The following is an 18110-nucleotide window of genomic DNA, read 5'->3' on the forward strand; positions in this document are numbered from 1 at the left end:
GCCCGGCTCCTGCCCCTCCTCCTCGCCGGCCGCACCGCGGGCCCGGTGTTCGTCACCGCCCGCCGGGCCCCCGCCACCACACCCCCGGCCGACCGGTGCCCGGTGACCGGACGGGGCCGTCTCTCCTACCGCCGGGCGGCGGAACTCTTCACCGCGGCGACCAGACCGCTCGACCCGTCCGGCCATGGCTGGACCCTGCTGGCCCTGCGCGACCGCGACGGAACGGAGGCGCCCTGACCTACCCCGGTCCCTCCAGCACCGCCCTCAACTGGTGCAGCCGTACCGCGAGATGGAGCCCCAGCGCGGAGTCCGCCGAGCGCCAGTCGTCGCCGAGGAGGGCCGTGATGCGGTCCAGGCGCTTCAGGAGGGTGTTGGTGTGCACATGGAGGGCGTGGGCGGTCCGGCTGAGGTTTCCGGAGTGGGCGAAGTAGGCGGCGACCGTGCTCACGAGGTCGGTCGAGCGGCGCCGGTCGTAGTCGAGAAGGGGTCCGAGGGAGTCGGTGACGAACCCCTCCAGCTACTGTGCGCGCCGGGGGTCGAAGACGAGCCCGTACATCGCGTACCGCCGTGTCGTGGCCCCCCGGTCGGTCTCACCGAGGCTGCGCATGACGTCCAGGCAGCGGACGGCCAGGGTGTAGGAGTGCGCGCGGTCCTGCCCGGTGATCCGGTCGGCGACCACGAGCACCGGGGTACCGAGCCTGCGGCGCAGCCGTTGGTGCAGCGTCCGTATGGCGGCCTCGGGGTCGTCGGCGCGGAGCAGTATCGTCGCCCGGCCCAGGTACTCACCCGCGGGGCCGGAGAACTCACCGGAGAAGGCGTGCAGTTCGCGCACGACGTCGGCGGTGGATCGATCCTGAGAGTCGGCCGTGACCAGGACGTCCAGCCGGTCGACGTCGACACCCCGGGCGAGCGCGCGGTCGCGCAGCGCGGGGTGGACGGGCTTGAGCGGCGGGTGGGACAGCAACTCCATGAGCAGTTCGCCCCGTACCCGCTCCTCGGCTTCCACGCGGGCGTCCCGCAGGAGCGCGAGCAGGCCGGTGATCTGGGCCGAGCGCTCCAGCATCCGGACGTCCGCCGACTCGGTGACCGCCCGCCGCCGCAGCGACAGGGAGCCGAGGTGGCTGCCCCCGGCCTGGACGGCGGCCACGCTGAGGACCGTACCGTCGGCCCCCTCGCCGTGGACGCACCGGCCGGTCCGGCGGGCCTGCGCCAGCAACTCCCTTTCCAGGCGCGGATCTTCTCCCGCGTTCACCGCCCCGGCGGGCCGCGTGGCCACGACCTCGTCGTCCCGGTCCCGGATGGTGACCACGCCCTCCAGGTGGTCGACCAACGACTGCGCGATGTCACCCGGCCCGCCCCCGGTCAGCACCACATGGGTCAGCGCCTCGTGCACGGCGGCGGCCCGTTCCATGGTGGCGACCTGGTCCTCGATGACGCGGTAGGCGTCCTGGAGCCGCTGGAGCGCCACTCGGCTCTCGTCGTACAGCCGGGCGTTGTTCAGCGCGGTCGCGGCATGGTCGGCGAAGGCGCTGAGGAGAGCGACCTCGTCCTTCTCGAAGGGACGCTCGGTGCGGTCGGCGGCGAAGAGCACGCCGATCACGCGGTCGCCGACCAGGAGGGGAACCCCGAGCAGGGCCACGAGCCCCTCGTCGGAGACGAGCCGGTCGAAGACGGGATCACGCGGGAAGCCGTCGGCGCGGCGGTAGTCGCTGACCCAGACGGGCGCCCTGGTCTCGATCACCCAGCCGCCGAGCCCGGCCCCGGCGGGCATCCGCGCGGAGGAGAACTCGGACGAGATGGTGCCGGCCGACGCGCTGAGGGCGAGAGCCCCGTCCGTGTCGCGGAGGGAGAGGTAGACGAAGTCGCTGCCGATCAGCTCGTGCGCCTCCCGGACGATCGACGTCAGCACCTCGTCGACCTCGCCCAGCACGGTCAGCGAGCGGGCCGTCGCGTACAGGCTGCTCAGCTCGCGTTCGCGGCGCAGCCGGTAGGCGGCGAGTTCGTCCTGGCCGCCCTCGCCCGCCGGCTCGAAATCGCTGTGTGCCATCGCTCGCCTTCAGCGGGAAGGGAGGTGGTGGATTCATCCACCCCTGAGGTGCGAGGAGTGTAGCGAATTCCCATCCACCAAAGCGCTTGCTCAGCTCTACTCTCGCCCCACACAGAGCTGTGGCACATGTCCCGACCGGCCGGCGGGCGTCCCCGTACATACCCCTGACCAGAACCGGAGGGATGCCTCCCATGGCCTCATCCGCGCAGGCCCACGTCCAGGGCAACGGCTCCGATCCCGCCACCGCGCCCGTACGCCGTACCAACGGCAAGCTGCTGGCGGCCGGCCTGATCGGCAGCTCGATCGAGTGGTACGACTTCTTCCTCTACGGCACGGCGGCGGCGCTGGTCTTCCCGCACGTCTTCTTTCCGCACTCGTCCGCGTTCATGGGCACGCTGCTGTCCTTCAGCACCTTCTGGGCCGGGTTCGTGGCCCGGCCGCTGGGCGGGCTGCTCGCCGGACACTTCGGCGACAAGCACGGCCGCAAGCCCACGGTCGTGGCGTGTCTGATCGGCATGGCCACCGCGACGTTCCTCATCGGCTGTCTGCCGAGCGCGGCGAGCGTCGGGGTGCTCGCCCCGGCACTGCTGGTGCTGCTCCGTTTCGTCCAGGGCGCGGCCGCGGGCGGCCAGTGGGGCGGCATCGCGCTGCTGCTCACGGAGTCGGCGCACCCCAAACGCCGTGGCTTCGCGGGCACGTTCGGCCAGACCAGCGTCCCGGTCGCGGTCATCATCGTGAACCTCGTCTTCACCACGACCGGCTCGGTCATCTCGAGCGACGCGTTCCTCGACTGGGGCTGGCGCGTGCCGTTCCTGCTCAGCGCGGTGATGTTCCCGGTCGTCCTGCACATCCAGAACAAGGTCGAGGACACCCCCGACTTCCGCGAACTCCAGGAAGCGGCCGCCCGCAGGCCGGAGGCGAGCGTGGTCCGGGCCCCGCTGACCGAGGCCGTACGCCGCAACTGGCGCACCATCCTGCTCGGTTGCGGCACCTTGTCCGCCACCAACAGCCTCTTCTACGTGAGCATCACCGGCCTGCTCAGCTACGGCACGACGACCCTGCACATGGACCGCGACTCCCTGCTCACGGTCACTCTGCTCAGCTCGGCCCTGATGGCCGGGATACTCCCCTACGCGGGCCGCCTCTCCGACCGCTTCGGCCGCCGCAAGCTGATCCTGGTCGGCGGACTGGGCGTGGCCGCCTGGGCGTTCCCCTACTTCGCCCTGGTGAACACGGCCTCGGCGCCGCTGGTCTTCGTCGCGATCGCCGTCGGTTTCCTCTTCCAGGGGCTCACCTACGGCCCGATGGCGGCCTTCCTCGGTGAGCTGTTCGCGCCCAATGTCCGCTACTCCAGCGCCTCCTTGGCCTACCAGCTCTCCGCCATCGTGGTCAGCGGCGGTACGCCGATCCTGATGACCGCCGTCATCGCGAAGACCGGGACGACCACGCTGGTCGCCGCGTACATCGCGCTCATGGGTCTGATCACCTTCACCAGCGCGTGGTTCCTGCCCGAGACGAACCCGGCCGAGGTCCGCCGCGACCCCGACGTGCTGCCCGGATCGCAGCTCTACTCCTGACCGGCCGGATTCCCCCACGACGAGGAGCCACAGAAATGTTCACCCCCGAACCGGGGTTCCCGCTCGGCGACATCCCCGCCGCATACGCGGCCGAACGCCCCGACTCCGCAGCGGTCCGCGCCGGCGACGCGGAACTGACCTGGGAGGAGCTGTACCGGGCGAGCGACGCCGTCGCACGCGGCCTGAGACTCTCCGGCGTCACACGCGGACACATCGTCCCCCTCATGCTGCCGAACGGCCTGGACGTCGTCGTGGCGGCCTTCGCCTGCCTCAGGATCGGCGCGGTGCCCCAGCCGTTGTCGACCAGGCTGGCACCGGCCGAGGAGCGGGCGATCCTCGCCCTGTCCGAACCGCCGGTCGTGATCGGTCTCCAGGAGGGCGCGTCCGACCGGTCCACGACCGTGGCCGGCTTGCGCCGGCTGGGCGCCGGCGAGCCGACCACCGAGCTGACCACCGTGATCGGCCCCTCGTGGAAGGCGCCCACCTCGGGCGGATCGACCGGCCGGCCGAAGATCATCCTGTCGGGGGCGGAAGGGGCGTTCAACCCCTTCGACACGGAGGCCTGGGGACTGCGCCCCGGCGAACGGTCCCTCGTCACCGCCCCGGTCCACCACAACGCCCCCTTCTCCACGGCCATGACGACACTGTTCAACGGCGGCACGGTCACGCTCCTGGAGCGGTTCGACGCCGAGCGGGTGCTGTCCGAGGTCGAACGGCACGCGATCACCTGGGTGTATCTGGTGCCGACCATGATGCGCCGCATCCTGGCCCTCCCGGAACCGGTCCGCGCCCGCTACGACCTGTCCTCCCTCGTCTCGGTCTGGCACTGCGCCGAACCCTGCCCGCCTGCGACCAAGCAGGCGTGGATCGACTGGCTGGGCGCGGACCGTATCCGGGAGCTGTACGCGGGCACCGAGGCCCAGGCCGGCTGCACGATCTCCGGCACCCAGTGGCTGGCGCACCGGGGCTCGGTGGGCCGTCCCGCCTGGGGTGAGATCAAGATCGTGGGGCTGGACGGCACACCGGTCACCGAGCCCGGAGTCCCCGGTGAGATCTTCATGCGGGTCGCGGAGGGCAAGCCGCCCGCCTTCCGGTACCTGGGAGCCGAGGTCCAGGAGACCGACGGCTGGTCGACCCTCGGCGACATCGGCGAATTCGACGGGGACGGCTATCTGTACCTCCACGACCGCCGGTCCGACATGCTCCTGGTCGGCGGGGTGAACGTCTACCCCGCCGAGATCGAGGGCGCCCTCACCGAGCACCCGCACGTCCTGTCCAGCGCGGTCATCGGCCTGCCGGACCCGGACCGGGGCAACCGCGTCCACGCCATCGTGCAGATCGAGGAGGGGCGTACCACCACCCCCGAGGAGATCACCGACTTCCTGGCCACCCGGCTGTCGCCCCACAAGCGGCCCAGTTCGGTCGAGTTGGTGACGGAACCGCTGCGCAGCGCGGCCGGCAAGCTCAGGCGCTCGGCCTTGCGTGCGGAGCGTCTGGGCTAGTTGAAGCGGTGGGAGTGGTCACGCGGTTGGCCGGGGCGATCCGGGTGCCGCGCTCGGTGGTCGTTCCGGACGCTCACTCATTCAGCCGACGGGTGGAGTCACCGTAAATCGATTTCCGGCACCTACTCTGCGAAAACCCCCGTCGGTGCCCACTCCATCGGAGATCAGAAATGCCTGACCAGCAGAATGCGAAGGAAGTCCCCCGGCGTCAATTCGTCGCGCTGTCCGGTGCCCTCGGTGCCGCCACGGTCCTGACGGGCGCGGCCGCGGCGGTCGGCGGTACCGCCGCGGCGGCGAGCGGCGCTGGTCCGACTCCCGACTCGTGCCCCACCACGCCTCCCCCGGGCGGCACCGGCTCGTGCCCGCCCAACAGCCTCCAGGGCATCTGCGGCCGGCCCACGGACAACGATCCGCTGTGGCACGACGTGCAGTACTGCACCAGCGGGATCGTCCCCCCGCCGCCGCAGACCAAGCCGGACTGCCTGAAGATGACCCCGAACTACGTCGTGCTGCACGGAAAGCCGGAGACGACGCACAACTATCTCCTGCTGCCGTCGTGCCGCGTCACGGGCATCGAATGTCCGTTCCTCGTGACCAGTGGGCCGCCCAACTACTGGCACGAGGCGTGGGAGAACGCCCGCAGTGGCGGCGACGTCCCCGTGCAGTACCCGAACATCGGCCTGGGCATCAACTCGCAGGGCGCCCGCCGCTACAACCAGCTCCACATCCACATGGCCGGCGTCCGGGCGAGCACGCAGCGGCGCCTCCAGGAACTCGAGTCGCAGGGCCGCATGGCCACGTCCCCCGCACAGTGGGCGAACCCCGCCAACCAGGCCGCCGTCACGGGCTCGGCGGGCGACCGCGTGTACCGCATCCTCCGGCTCCCCAATCTCCGGGACAACCTCTTCAGCCTGCTCTACACCAACGTCGTCCGCCCCAACTCGCTGAACATGGCCGACCAGACGATGATCGTGGTCCCGAAGATGACCAACGCCGGGTTCGCCGGTGCCTTCTACGTCCTCAACAGCGACACGTCGATCCACGACGGCACGAGCACCTGCGACTACCTGCTCGTGTACAGCTGACGCAACAGTGCTGGGCGACCACTACGGGTCGTCCAGCACCTCGCCGGCCCGCTCCTCCAGCACGCCCGCCAGGGCCGATGCGACAAGGGCGACGGTGCGGTCCTCGTCGCCGGCGAGCCGGCGCAGGATCTCCAGCGGGGTGGTTCCCTCCAGTTCGACGAGCGCCTGGATCAGACGGATCCGGGTCGCGGAGTCGGCGGTGGGGGCGGCCAGCCGGCCGGCCAGGAGGCTCGTGATGCGGGTCGCGGCGGCGGGTGCCCGGGAGAGGATGCCCAGGGTTTCGGCCGCGTCCACGTCGTTCGTGCCTTCCACGACCATGCGGACGAGCGTCGGCACGGCCGCCTGCACTCCGTGTCCGCCCAGCGCGAGGGCGGCCTGTCCGCGGACGAGCGCATCCGGGTCCTCCAGCCGGTCCATGAGCACCGGGATCGCGCCCGGCACTTCCGCCATCCCGGCGATCGCCAGTACGGCGCGCCGCCGGATGTCGACGTCCTCGGAGCGTGCGGCGGCCGCCAGCGCGGTCACGCCGTCGTCTCCGGTCCGGGCCAGGGCCCAGCGCAGCGCGCCCGCGACATGAGAGTCCGACTCGGTCAGTACCGCCCCGGCCAGCAGTTCCGCCGGAACCGACACGCCCTCCGGCCGGGTGAGGACGGCCTGCTGTCGGCGAGCGGCGCTGGTCGAGTCGAGTTCCCGCATGAGTTCGACGACGCGGAGGACGTCCTGCCAGCCGGTGGGCGCCGAGGCGTCGATCACCCGAAGCCGTTCGAGCAGCTCCCGCTCGCGCGCCAGACGGTCCTCCGCCCACTGGATGAGGTCGCCGACCAGGGCGGAAGGCGTGAACGCGGGGTCCTCCAGCGCACGCCCGATCTGCTTGAGCGACAGCCCGAGGGACCGCAGGCTCTCGACATGGAAGATCCTTCGGACGTCGTCGGCCGCGTACTCGCGATACCCGCCGACGGTCCGCCCGGTCGGCCGCACCAGCCCCAGGGCGTCATAGTGCCGCAGCATCCGGGCACTCACCCCGGACCGCCGAGCCACCTCCCCGATGAGCAACGTACGTCCTCCTATGCCTCGGCTGCCTTGCGCTGCGGACCCAGCACGACCGTACGCTTCGCCTCCTCGACCGCCGCGTCGAAACCGGCCTCCGGGTGCTGCCTCAGCACCTCGGTGGCCCGCGCGTGCGCCGCGACGACCGGGTCCGTGTGCCCGGTGGCCTCCGCCAGCGCGGGCCGGCTCTCCTCACCGAGGTCGACGAGTGCCCGGCTCAGGCTCAGCCGCACGTCACGGTCACCACGTCCGAGCTGCCGGACCAGCTCGTCGGCCAAGGTCCGCTCCTCCCCGTCGGGTACGAGCACGACGGCCACCCGCCAGGCGGCCCGAGCGACTTCGTCGTCGGCGTCACACAGGAGGTCGCGGGTGATCCAGCCCCATGTGCTCTTGTCGTCGACCTTGGAGAGCGTGTGCAACGCCTGGCTACGGGCCTGACCGCACTCGGAGCCCAGTTCCTTCCGGAGCCGAGGCAAGGTGATGTCCGGCGGGAGACGCGTCAGCGCCCAGGACAGCATGTCTCGCACGAAGAAGTCGGGCTCGACGGCACACCGCTCGACGAGAGTCTCCAGGAAGCCGGGATCGGCACGCGAACCGACCGCCATGGCCGCCTGAAGCCGAACCGATGTGTTCTCGGCACCCATGGCCTTGAACAAGTGAGTGTGCTGAGCGGTCATGTCGATGGGGACCACCTCCAGCACCCCAGTGGAAACCCTGCCACCGTGTCAGGGTCAAGCGGCGCTGGGCCGCACGTCTGCGGGGGCGGCGCCCCGGTGGACGCCGCCCCCGTGCCGGACCGTTCGGGTCAGACGCGGTCCGCCACGATGAGCAGGTACTGGAAGCTGCCGTTGCGGTAGGCGTCCAGGAAGGCGTCCTCGATTCCCGTGACCAGGTGGTCGGCCTCCTTGCGCAGTTCCCAGTAGGGGATGGTCGCCGCGGTGAGGTCCTCGACGTGGACCGGCACCAGGCGGTTGCGGGCCATCGCCTCGAAGTACTCCGAGCGCGGATGGATGTCGCAGATGTAGTGCGCGTTGATCAGCGACACCTCGCGCGAGGCCTGCCCGTAGGTGTTGTTGTAGCAGCCGGTGATCGTCACGTACCGTCCGCCGCGGCGCAGCAGCCGGGCGTGCTCGGCGAAGAGCAGGTCCAGCTCGACGTACATCGTGGACTCGTTGTTCCACGACGCCGCGTAGGCGCCCGTCTCGAAGCCGGTGTCGAGCATGTTGCGGTGGTGGTAGCGCACCTTGTCGTCGATGCCCCGGGCGCGGGCCTGCTCGTTGGCGAAGTCGCACTGCTTGGCGGAGATGGTGACGCCGTCGGCGTGGCAGCCGTAGCGCAGATGTGCCGTGACGCTGCCGCCGCCGCGCCCGCAGCCCGCGTCGAAGACCCGGTCGGCCGGGGAGAGCGGCCCGAGGTGCGCGGCGAGCAACTCGGCCTGGGCGTGCTCCAGGCGGTGCAACTCGGCGGTGATCCGCTCCCTGCGCCGGCCCGGGTCGGGCTCGTCGAGGACCGACCGGTCGGCGGCACCGATGCCGTAGTGGTGGTGGTAGAGGTCGTCCACCTTTCCGAGTTCGAGGTTGACCGGGTTCTCCTCGGCGTTCCAGTACTCCGCGACGCGGTGCTGGTACGTGGACTGCGTCGGCACGGCGACGGCCGGTGCGGTCGCGGCGGGGAGGGTCGTCAAGGGTGACTCCTTGTTGCACAGGTGGCGGTGTTCAGGGACAGCGGTGACGGTTGCCCTCGCGGGGCCGTCACCAGTAGTCCGGCAGGTGGTAGCGATGGGTGTTGGTGGCATGCCACTCGTGGTTGCCGGATACCCAGGCGGCGAGCCCCTGGACGTAGCGCTCCACGAGGGGCGAGCCGGCGGAGAGGAGAGCGGACTCCTCCTCGAAGGCCGCCATGATCCGGTTGTGGATCTCGACGGACTTGAGATAGGCGGCCTTCAGCCCGCGCCGGTCGTTGGCCGCGACCACCTGGGGCAGATTGAGATGGTCGGGGTCGGAGGCCAGCTCCTTGGTGAAGGAGTACAGGTCGTTGACGATCGTCGTGGCGTTGCAGGCCAGGGCGGTGACCCGCTGGATCTCGGGACGGGCGTAGATCTGCTCGGGCAGTTCGTAGCCGTCCACCGCGTCGACGATGGACAGGCAGGGGCGGAAGTTGTTGAACTGCCGCATCACGAGGTACTCCCAGACCCGCGGCACGTACCACGTCTCGGCCCAGGCGGCCTCCGCCAGGTAACCCATGTGCAGCCGGGCGATGTCGTGCACGAAGCGGTCCGTCTGGCTGGGGGTGGCGAAGCCGGCGTAGTCGGCGAGGGCGAAGTGGTACGAGCGCAGGGGGCCGTCGGCCCGCATGCCCTCACGCCACTCCTCTTCCAGTTCCGGGACGCCGTGGTAAGGGTCGATCGCCGACTGGGCCATGATCAGCCGGGCCCCGAGCCCGCGCCGCGCGCCGCCGCGGCCCTCGTCCTCCTCGCAGTAGCAGGAGTCGACGACGTTCTCCGCGAGCAGCAGCTTTCCCGCCACCGTCAGCCGGTCCAGGTCCAGGGCGCCCGGATGCTGGAGCGCGACGGCCCGCCCGAACTGGAAGCCCGAGAAGTCGCCCTTCCAGGCTTCGGGGAACAGGTCCAGGCCGCGTGCCCAGGTCTCCAGCCGGCGGTCGATCTCGGCCGCCTTGACCGGGTCGGCGGGTGCGGCCGGGCGGTGGTGCAGTCCGGGGATCGCCCCTGTGCGCCGCTCCCGGCGCAGGCTCCGGGCGATGTCGGGCGGGCCGGGCAGCGCGTAGGAGTCGGTGGATGTGCTCATGGCGTGCTCCAGCCCGTCACTCGGCCGTCCGGCCGATCTGTACGTTCTCCAGGACTCCCGCCGCGTCGGGGACCAGGATGGCCAGCGAGTAGTAGGCCGTGACGAGGTAGTTGACGATCGCGGCGCGGTCGATCCCCATGAAGCGCACGTTCAGACCCGGCTGGTACTCCTCGGGGATGCCGGTCTGGTACAGGCCGATGACCCCTTGGTTGGCCTCGCCGGTGCGCAGCGCGATGATGCTGCTGGTGTGGTCCTCGGTGACGGGGATCTTGCCGCACGGGAGGAGGGGCACACCGCGCCACGCCGGCACCTCGCGCCCGTCGACGTGGGCGGTGCCCGGCACCAGCCCGCGCCGGTTGCACTGCCGGAAGAACGCCGCGATCGCCTTCGGATGCGCGAGGAACACCTTGGTGCTGCGACGCATCGTCAGCAGCTCGTCCAGGTCGTCCGGCGTCGGCGCGCCGCTGTGGGTGCTGATCCGCTGGCCGTGGTCGATGTTGTGGAGGAGCCCGAACTCGCGGTTGTTGACCAGCTCCCACTCCTGCCGTTCGCGGATCTCCTCCACGGTCAGCCGCAACTGCTCGGCGGTCTGGTCCATCGGCTCGTTGTAGAGGTCGGCGACGCGGGTGTGGACCCGCAGTACGGTCTGGGTGAGCGACAACTCGTATTCGCGCGGCGCGAGTTCGTAGTCCACGAAGCCGCCTCGCAGCGTCTCCTCGCCCACGTGGCCGGCCTGGACGGGCACTTCGGCCTCGCCCTTGCGGTTCATGGGCCTGGCCTGCCGCTCGGCGTACGCCCGCAGATGGGTGCCGAGGGACGGCACCCGGTCGGTCAGTTCCCGCACGGCCGCCCAGGGCAGCACCAGTACGACGCCGGCGGTCTCCGCCCGGACCGAGGCCGGCCACAGCGGATCGGACTGCCCGACCGCTTCGTCCCCCAGCTGCCCGCCGTCGGTGACGACCCCGAGGATCTCCTCCTCCCCGTACTTGCCCGCCGTGTACCGCGTGAAGCGGCCGTGCACCACCAGGTACGCCTCGGTGACCGGCTGCCCGGCCTCGAACAGCACCTGTCCGGGCCGCACCTCCTGCGGCCGGAAACGGGAGGCCAGCTCCCGCAGTACGTCGAGGTCCGGGTAACCGCGCAGGACCGGCAGCTCCGTCAGCGTCTGCGGGACGACCCGGATGTCGTCCGCGCCGTTCTGCTCGAAGTGCACGCGCCCCCGGCCGGTGCGCAGTTGGAGGCGCCGGTTGACCCGGTAGGTACCGCCCCGTACGTCCACCCACGGCAGCGACTTCAGCAGCCACCGCGAGGAGATGCCCTGCATCTGCGGTCGCGACTTGGTGGTGGTGGCGAGCCGGCGGGCCGCCCGGGTGCCCAGGCTGGTGGCCGGCCGGTCGGCCGGGGGGCCGGGTTCGGGCCCGTCGACGGCGGAAGCGGGGACGATGTCCGGTGTGGACACTTTCCTCCCATCACAGAGGTGAGCAGGTGACGGCGAACGGCTGTGGCGGATGACGGCTCCGGAGTACACCGCGGGCGACGGTGAACGGATCGGCCGGTGGTGCTCCGGATACCGGTGTGCTGTGCCAAGCGAACCAGCGCGCGTGATCCGGGGATACAGCGCGAAGGGGGCGGATTCGATCTTCGAGGTGCGCAAACCTGCTGTTGGAAGCACTCGGGGTGGCGCCAGTGATCACGCGCCGGTCGTCCGCTTCGGAGCGTGGAAAGGTGTCGCGGCCGGGGTGGGGGGCCTTCATCGGCAAGGGCGAGCGCGCGGGCTCGCCACTGGAGCCTTGGCTGTTGAGCCACCACGGCGGCGAAGACGCTTCTGTGCGGCACCGTGTGACGCCTTCGACCATGAAGGCGTCACACAGGCGACCGCGGCCCGCTGATCGGGCGGATGCGCGGAGGGCCTCGGCGGCGCGTTACTGACGGCCGGTGAACGAGGCCGCGATCACGGCGATGTCGTCGTCCTTGTTCTGTCCGAACCGGGCCAGTAGCCGGTCGCACAGCTCGTCGATGTTCTCCGGGCCGCCTGCCACGGTCTCCCGGAACTCCGTCAGCGTCACGTCCAGAGGTGCCGTCCGTACTTCGACGAGTCCGTCGGTGACCATCAGGAGACGGCCTCCACGCGGCAACAGCACGGTGGTGGGAGCCGGTTGCGGCAGGCCGAGACCGAGGAGAGGGCCGTGGGGATCGTGGAAACGCGGGGCGGCCCCCGGTTCCATCACGAGGGGGGGAATGTGTCCGGCGTTGGCGATGTGCAGCCGGCGTCCGCCGGGTTCCACGAGCACCAGACAGAGCGTCACGGTGATACCGGGCTGGGACTGTCCCAGCAGCCTCTCCAGGGCCTCCAGGATGCGCTGCGGCGGATGTCCTTCGATGGCATAGGCGCGCAGGGCGTGGCGGACCTCGCCCATCACGGTGGCGGCGGTGACCGAGTGGCCGACGACGTCCCCGATGGCGAGCAGCAGCCCGTCCGCCGTCTCCACCGCCTCGTAGAAGTCACCGCCGATCTCGGCGTGCTCCGAGGCGGGCCGGTAGCGGACGGCCAGGTCGGCACCGGGGACCGACGGCAGCTCTTTCGGGAGGAAGGAACGCTGCAGAGCGAGTCCGAGGGCGTGTTCCTCGCTGTAGGTGCGCAGCGCCTCCAGCGCCAGGGCCCCGGTGTTGGCCAACTGCTGAAGCAGGCGCTCGTCGTCGGCGCTCCGCACGGCCGCGGCCGGAACGGCGACGCAGACAGGAGGACGGCCACGCTTCGTGCGGGAGAGCGCGAGGGCCACGTCGCCCGCCAGATGGTCCGGGGGCGACAGCGAACGCCACCGCGCCTCGGGCACGCGTAGCAGGCGGACCCCCGCGTCCTGTTCGAGCCCGACACCGGCGGCCAGCTCGTTCAGGAGCGCGGGCCGAGCGGGACGGAGCGCGACGGCTGCTCCGGGCCCCTCGGTCGTCGCCTGGACCGCCTGCGCCTGGGGGGAGAGGAAGAGGGCGCAGGCGGGGCCGGACAGCACGTCGGCCGTGCCGCTGGTGACCCGCCGGGCGAAGGACGGGAACTCGGTGGCGCTGTAGACCCGAAGCGTCACCTGGTTCAGTGTGTTGAGACGCTGCGCCAGCTTTTCCGCTCTCTGCCGGGCACGGGCGTAGCGCAGGGTGGCGGCGACGGTGGCGACGAGTTCGCCGGGATCGAGCGGCTGGTCCAGATAGGCGTCGGCGCCTCGGCTCAGGCCCTCGATGTGGTCCTCGGGGCTGATGGCCGCGGCGGAGATCTGGATGACCGGCAGATACCCCGTCGACGGGTCCTGCTTGATGCGCTCGCTGACCTCGAATCCGCTCATGTCGGGCAGCCGGACATCGATGATGGCGATGTCCGGAACCGCTTCCGAGCTGCGCAGGTACGCGAGCCCCTCTTCTCCGGTGCCCGCACCGACGACGGTGTGTCCCGCCCGGCGGAGCCAGGTGGTGAGGACGTACCGGTTCGTCTCGTTGTCGTCGACGACCAGGACGGTCGCCGGCTCGATGTCGTGCGTTCTGGCGGTCACGGTCTCTCTTCCCGACCCGTGGATTCGTTCGTGCCCGGCCGGCTCAGGTCCGGCACCCGGACCCGCACGCGGGTCCCTTCGCCGACCGTGCTGGTGAGGGTGAGTGATCCGCCCAGGAGCTCCGCGAGGGTCCTGGCGTACGGCAGCCCCAGGCCGGTGCCCGGCCTGCCACGCTGGTGCGGACCGCGGACCTGGTAGAAGGCCTCGAAGACCCGGTCGATCTCCTCGGCCGGAATGCCCACGCCCGTATCGGTGATCGTGAAGATCAGGGCGGGGATGCGTGGGTCCGGGTCCGCCTCGACGTCGAGTCGCACTTCACCGTGATCGGTGAACTTCATGGCGTTCGACAGCAGGTTGCGCAGGATGCGGACGAGCAGCGTCTCGTCGGTGACGAGTGCCGGCAGGTCGTCCAGTCGCGGTACGACGAGACGAACCCCGTCGTCGCCCTGACTGCGGAGCAGGCCGCCCAGATGCGTGACGATCAGGCGTACGTCGACGGGCTCGGCGTGGATCTCCAAGTGGCCGGCCTCCGCCTTCGCCACGTCAAGAAGGTCACTCACCAGGTCGAGCATGGTGTGGCCGGAGGCGGCGATGAGCTCGACCTGTTCCTGCTGCTCCGCGCTCAGCGGCGAGGGTCCGGGGGTCAGCAGGAGACGGGAGAGACCGACGACGGCGTTGACCGGCGTGCGCAACTCGTGGCTGATGTTCGTCCAGAACCGCGTCTTGGCCTCGCTGGCCTCCTGCAGTTGCCGGCGCTTGTCCTCCAGTTCGGAATGGAGCGCCAGCACCCCGCTGTTGGTGGTCTCCAGCTCCCTCGTCAGCTCCGAATACAGGGCGAGCACCCCCTGGTTGGTCTCCTCCAGTTCGTCGTTGAGCCTGCGAAGCTCCTCGCGCTGGGCGCGGGTCTCGTCCAGGGTCGCGATCAGATCGCGGGTCTGCGCTCGCAGATCGTCCGCTTCGGTGGAACGCGTCTCGGTGCCCAGCGCGGCTGCCAAGCGGTTTCCGGGGCTGTCCGGCCCCGCACCGTCATGGGGAAGAGCTTGCGTCACGACGATGTGACTCACGGGGGTCCCGGCCCGGTACTCGACGCGGACGAGCCTCGCCGCCAGGTCGAGCGTCTCCTGGCGGGGTGGGCTGCCGCCGTTCCACGTGAGGACGACGACGAACGCGTGGGGCTGCTCCTCTGTGTTGAGCCCGAAGGCGACCTCCAGCGCGGGGCTGCCGAGCCGGTCCCGTCCCAGCTCGCTCAGAGCCGTCGCGAGACGGACCTGGTCCTGGCGGTCGAGAGCCAGAGCCGCCGCGGCCTGCTGGGCGGTGCGCCGCAGACCGAACACCTCCTGCGCCGAGGAGAGGCGGAAAGTCGCCGCCTTCTCCGTCATCCCTCTCATCCGACGATCACCAGGCACCCTTCACCACGACGACGCTGGCGTCGTCGCGCCGTACGCCGGCCTCACGGAGCAGGTGACCGGAGACGACGAGAGGCGACCGGCTGAACAGACCCGGCATCGTCATCGGGTCCCAGCGGTCGGTGAGGCCGTCGGAGTGCATGACCAGGGCGCTGTGCTCGGGCAGCGGCTCCTCGAAGGTGCGCAGCCGGCGCATGTGGGATCCCACGATTCCGGGGGCCGACAGCAGAGCACGCCGGGAGCCCTCGCTCACGAGGTAGCCGCTGACGTTGCCGATCCCGCAGAACAGGACTCGCCGAGCGCCGGGCTCGACCCGCATGACGGACACCGCGCCACCGCGCGTACCCCGGAGGGCGAGGTGGACGGCGTTGAGCACACCCTCCGGGCTCAGGTCCCGTGCGTCGTGGAAAGCCCGCACGGCGGCTTCGCCGGCGCGGGCGGCGAGGGGTCCGTGACCGAGTCCGTCGCAGAGCATGACCACGATGGCGTGATCGTGCGCCCCACTGGCGCCGTCCGTGCGTACCCCCCAGGCATCGCCGCACACGGTCTCGCCGCTGACGGCTCGCGTCAGTCCTGCCACGGTCGCTCCGTCGGCGGCCGGCACGATGGGGTGGCCCTCACCGTCACGGCTCCAGAACCGCGCGGTCATGGCGGTGCCCCGGCCCGGAATCGAATGGAGGTCGAAGTCGTCCGCGAGACGCGAGACAGCGCCGAGACCGATGCCGAGGGTGCCGGCGGTGGACCGCCCGTCCGCCATCGCCGCCGGCACGTCGGCGATGCCGGGTCCCGCGTCGACGGTGAGGAACTCGACTCCGGCCGAACCGCCGGCGCGGACGGCTCGCAGCAGGAGGGCACCGTCCTCGGCGTGGCGCCGCAGGTTGGTGGCGGCCTCGGTGACGGCGAGCGCCACCTCGGCGGACCGGTGGCTCCCCAGGCCGAGACGACGCGCGAGCGTGGCCGCTGCACCGCGGGCCGCGGCGGGCAACGACGGGTCGTCCCGGAACCACGCGACGTCCTCGCTGTCCAGCAGCGTGTGGCCGCTCACCGCGCCCACTTGATGATGGTCACCGTGGTGCCCTGTCCCGGAGCGGTACGCAGGTCGAAGTCGTCGACCAGACGGCGGGATCCGCTGAGCCCCAGTCCCATCCCGGAACCGGACGTCCAGCCGTCCGTCATCGCCTGGTCGATGTCGGCGATCCCCGGACCCGAGTCCTCGAAGACGGCACCGACACCGCGCCTGCCGTCCCTGACGACCGCACCGGCCCTGACCATGCCCCCGCCACCGTAGATGAGCGTGTTCCGGGCGAGCTCACTCGCCGCGGTGATCATTTTTGTCTGGTCGACCAGGGACAGGCCGCCTGCCTGGGCGAGTGCGCGGATGGCCTGGCGGATGTGGACGACATCGCCGTTCCGTTCGACGGGGTGCAGCTGTACCTCTGCTTCGTTGCTCCAGGGCGCCGTCACCGTCGGTCCGCATCGGAGGACTCGCGCAGCTTCGCGAGTCCCTTCTCCAGGTCCAGCGCCGTGCTGACACCGCCCAGCGACAGTCCCAGTTCGACGAGCGTGATGGCGACGGCGGGACGCATCCCCACCACGACCGTGCGCGCGTCGAGGACGCGTGAGATGGACGCCACCGTCGCCAGCATCCGCCCGACGAACGAGTCGACGATCTCCAGGGCGCTGATGTCGATGACCACCCCGCGGGCCGAGTGCGCCACGATCTGGTCGGCGAGGTCCTCCTGGAGGTTGAGGACCGTCTGGTCCTCCAGGTCGAACTGGACCGAGACCACGAGGTTCTCACCGATGCGCAGGATCGGAATGCGCTCACTCATCGCAGCCCGCCCTCCTGCACGACCGTGTCCACACCGGACCGGCGCAGGGCCAGCTTGAGCGCGTCGGCGAGACTGGCCTTGGTCACGATGCCGTCGAACTCGATACCGAGCGCGACGATGGTCTGGGCTATCTGGGGGCTGATGCCGGACACCGTGCACTCCGCCCCCATCAGCCGGGCGGCGACGATGGTCTTGAGGAGGTGCTGGGCGACCTGCGTGTCCACGGCGGGAACGCCGGTGATGTCGATGATCGCCTGTTCCGAACCGGTGTCGACCAGCGCCTGGAGCAGCTTCTCCATGACGACCTGGGTCCGCGCCGAGTCCAGCGTGCCGACCAGCGGCACGGCGATGACGCCGTCCCACAGTCGCACGACCGGCGTGGAGAGCTCCAGAAGCTGCTCCGCCTGTGCGGTGATCAGCGCGTCCCGCGTCTGCGTGTACGTCTCGATGGTGAAAAGGCCCAGCTCGTCCAGGAGCCTGCCGAGCTGCAGGTAGGCCTGGACGGCGCCGGAGGAACCGTTCTGCAGCACGGGCTCGAGAACACGCTTCAGGGCGAAGACGCTGATGGCGGTCTCCGTCGGCGAGAAGCCCTTTCGCGCCCTGCTCCTGGACAGCTCCGTCAGCAGCGCCCGCACCTCCGACATCTGCTCGGAGTGCACGTCGTCGGCGCCCTGGCGCAGCGCCTCCACCAGAGCGTCGTACAGCTCTCGCAGCTCACGCTCGAGTTCGGCCGCGCTCACGCGCCGGCCCAGCGACCGGGACACCTCCGTGATCCAGGAGGCGGCGAGGTCCTGCCCTTCGACCGAAAGGAGCCCTACCAGATCCACGACGCTCTCTTGCTTCGCCATCCAGGCGCTCCCCAATATTCGTTCACACTGTTCACCCATTGACCCCGGAATCCTACGAGACGCCCGAGGCGGACGACCACGAGAGGTCGTCGGCGCTGCCGCGCTCCCCGGTGCCGCGATGCGGTGCGGCGGCTCTTCCCTGGGTAACCTGCCCTGCACAGACCGGGCGGTAGGGGTGGGGCGCCCGACGGCGACAGAGAGGCGAGCCACGATGAAAGCGCCGTCCGAGACGACCGACGGCCTCCCGGGGGACGCGCCGTCACCGATGCTGGCCTCTCTCGTCCTGGAGGGCGACGGCACTCGCATCGGGCTGGCCCGCCACTTCGCCGCGTCCTTCCTGAGGACCGCATGCGACGCGGGCGGGATCCTGATCGGCCTGAAGACGGTGGAGACGGCTCAGTTGATAGTGAGCGAGCTGGTCACCAA

The 18110-nt window shown here is 70.7% G+C and carries 16 protein-coding genes and 2 pseudogenes; 5 read left to right on the forward strand and 13 right to left on the reverse strand.

The window, feature by feature from the left end:
- A pseudogene (locus tag CCN33_RS01675) lies at window positions 1-237 on the forward strand (hypothetical protein); the annotation flags it as partial.
- Between the two features lies 1 nt (window position 238).
- Here CCN33_RS01675 and CCN33_RS32655 read toward each other — a convergent pair.
- Window positions 239-448 (reverse strand): helix-turn-helix domain-containing protein, encoded by a 210-nt coding sequence (locus tag CCN33_RS32655; RefSeq protein WP_244173548.1) that lies wholly within the window; start codon window positions 446-448, stop codon window positions 239-241.
- A 69-nt stretch (window positions 449-517) separates the two neighbouring features.
- Window positions 518-2047, reverse strand: a complete 1530-nt coding sequence (locus CCN33_RS01680; RefSeq protein ID WP_244173549.1) for a GAF domain-containing protein — start codon at window positions 2045-2047, stop codon at window positions 518-520.
- A gap of 191 nt (window positions 2048-2238) precedes the next feature.
- Here CCN33_RS01680 and CCN33_RS01685 point away from each other — a divergent pair, with 191 nt between their 5' ends.
- The 3 genes from CCN33_RS01685 (at window position 2239) to CCN33_RS01695 (ending at window position 6211) form a co-directional block, all read left to right on the forward strand.
- Complete coding sequence (locus CCN33_RS01685) at window positions 2239-3624, forward strand: MFS transporter (RefSeq protein ID WP_086690312.1); 1386 nt, start codon at window positions 2239-2241, stop codon at window positions 3622-3624.
- A 35-nt stretch (window positions 3625-3659) separates the two neighbouring features.
- A complete protein-coding gene (locus CCN33_RS01690) occupies window positions 3660-5126 on the forward strand; it encodes an AMP-binding protein (protein WP_086690314.1) in 1467 nt (488 codons plus the stop codon).
- Window positions 5127-5296: 170 nt separating this feature from the next.
- Complete coding sequence (locus CCN33_RS01695; RefSeq protein ID WP_086690317.1) at window positions 5297-6211, forward strand: CDP-diacylglycerol diphosphatase; 915 nt, start codon at window positions 5297-5299, stop codon at window positions 6209-6211.
- A gap of 21 nt (window positions 6212-6232) precedes the next feature.
- On the opposite strand, the gene CCN33_RS01700 is transcribed toward CCN33_RS01695, so the two are convergent.
- The 11 genes from CCN33_RS01700 to CCN33_RS01750 form a co-directional block, all read right to left on the reverse strand.
- On the reverse strand, window positions 6233-7264 hold the full coding sequence (locus tag CCN33_RS01700) for a MerR family transcriptional regulator (RefSeq protein ID WP_086690320.1): 1032 nt from the start codon (window positions 7262-7264) through the stop codon (window positions 6233-6235).
- An 11-nt stretch (window positions 7265-7275) separates the two neighbouring features.
- Window positions 7276-7935, reverse strand: coding sequence for a HEAT repeat domain-containing protein (locus CCN33_RS01705; protein WP_086690339.1), 660 nt, complete (start codon window positions 7933-7935; stop codon window positions 7276-7278).
- A gap of 128 nt (window positions 7936-8063) precedes the next feature.
- The gene (locus tag CCN33_RS01710) at window positions 8064-8942 is read right to left on the reverse strand and encodes a geranyl diphosphate 2-C-methyltransferase (RefSeq protein WP_244173551.1); all 879 of its coding nucleotides are present in this window, start codon (window positions 8940-8942) and stop codon (window positions 8064-8066) included.
- 67 nt (window positions 8943-9009) lie between these two features.
- The gene (locus tag CCN33_RS01715) at window positions 9010-10062 is read right to left on the reverse strand and encodes a family 2 encapsulin nanocompartment cargo protein terpene cyclase (protein WP_086690324.1); all 1053 of its coding nucleotides are present in this window, start codon (window positions 10060-10062) and stop codon (window positions 9010-9012) included.
- Window positions 10063-10078: 16 nt separating this feature from the next.
- On the reverse strand, window positions 10079-11521 hold the full coding sequence (locus CCN33_RS01720; RefSeq protein WP_208621631.1) for a family 2B encapsulin nanocompartment shell protein: 1443 nt from the start codon (window positions 11519-11521) through the stop codon (window positions 10079-10081).
- Window positions 11522-11984: 463 nt separating this feature from the next.
- Window positions 11985-13598: a fused response regulator/phosphatase gene (locus CCN33_RS01725; RefSeq protein WP_086690326.1), complete on the reverse strand. Its 1614-nt coding sequence runs from the start codon at window positions 13596-13598 to the stop codon at window positions 11985-11987.
- Window positions 13595-14977, reverse strand: coding sequence for a sensor histidine kinase (locus tag CCN33_RS01730; protein WP_086690328.1), 1383 nt, complete (start codon window positions 14975-14977; stop codon window positions 13595-13597). The genes CCN33_RS01725 and CCN33_RS01730 overlap by 4 nt, the downstream gene beginning before the upstream one ends.
- A gap of 16 nt (window positions 14978-14993) precedes the next feature.
- Window positions 14994-16058, reverse strand: coding sequence for an ATP-binding SpoIIE family protein phosphatase (locus tag CCN33_RS01735; protein WP_086690330.1), 1065 nt, complete (start codon window positions 16056-16058; stop codon window positions 14994-14996).
- The gene (locus CCN33_RS01740; RefSeq protein WP_086690332.1) at window positions 16046-16468 is read right to left on the reverse strand and encodes an anti-sigma regulatory factor; all 423 of its coding nucleotides are present in this window, start codon (window positions 16466-16468) and stop codon (window positions 16046-16048) included. Before CCN33_RS01740 ends, CCN33_RS01735 begins: the two co-directional genes overlap by 13 nt.
- Window positions 16465-16836: an STAS domain-containing protein gene (locus CCN33_RS01745; RefSeq protein ID WP_086690335.1), complete on the reverse strand. Its 372-nt coding sequence runs from the start codon at window positions 16834-16836 to the stop codon at window positions 16465-16467. The genes CCN33_RS01740 and CCN33_RS01745 overlap by 4 nt, the downstream gene beginning before the upstream one ends.
- Entirely contained in the window at window positions 16833-17684 is an 852-nt protein-coding gene (locus CCN33_RS01750; RefSeq protein WP_086690337.1) for an STAS domain-containing protein, read from the reverse strand. Before CCN33_RS01750 ends, CCN33_RS01745 begins: the two co-directional genes overlap by 4 nt.
- A gap of 211 nt (window positions 17685-17895) precedes the next feature.
- Between CCN33_RS01750 and CCN33_RS01755 the strand changes: the two are divergent.
- Window positions 17896-18110: pseudogene (locus tag CCN33_RS01755) on the forward strand (ATP-binding protein); the annotation flags it as partial.

The organism is Streptomyces recifensis (assembly GCF_002154615.1).
In the GTDB taxonomy this organism is placed as follows: domain Bacteria; phylum Actinomycetota; class Actinomycetes; order Streptomycetales; family Streptomycetaceae; genus Streptomyces; species Streptomyces griseoluteus.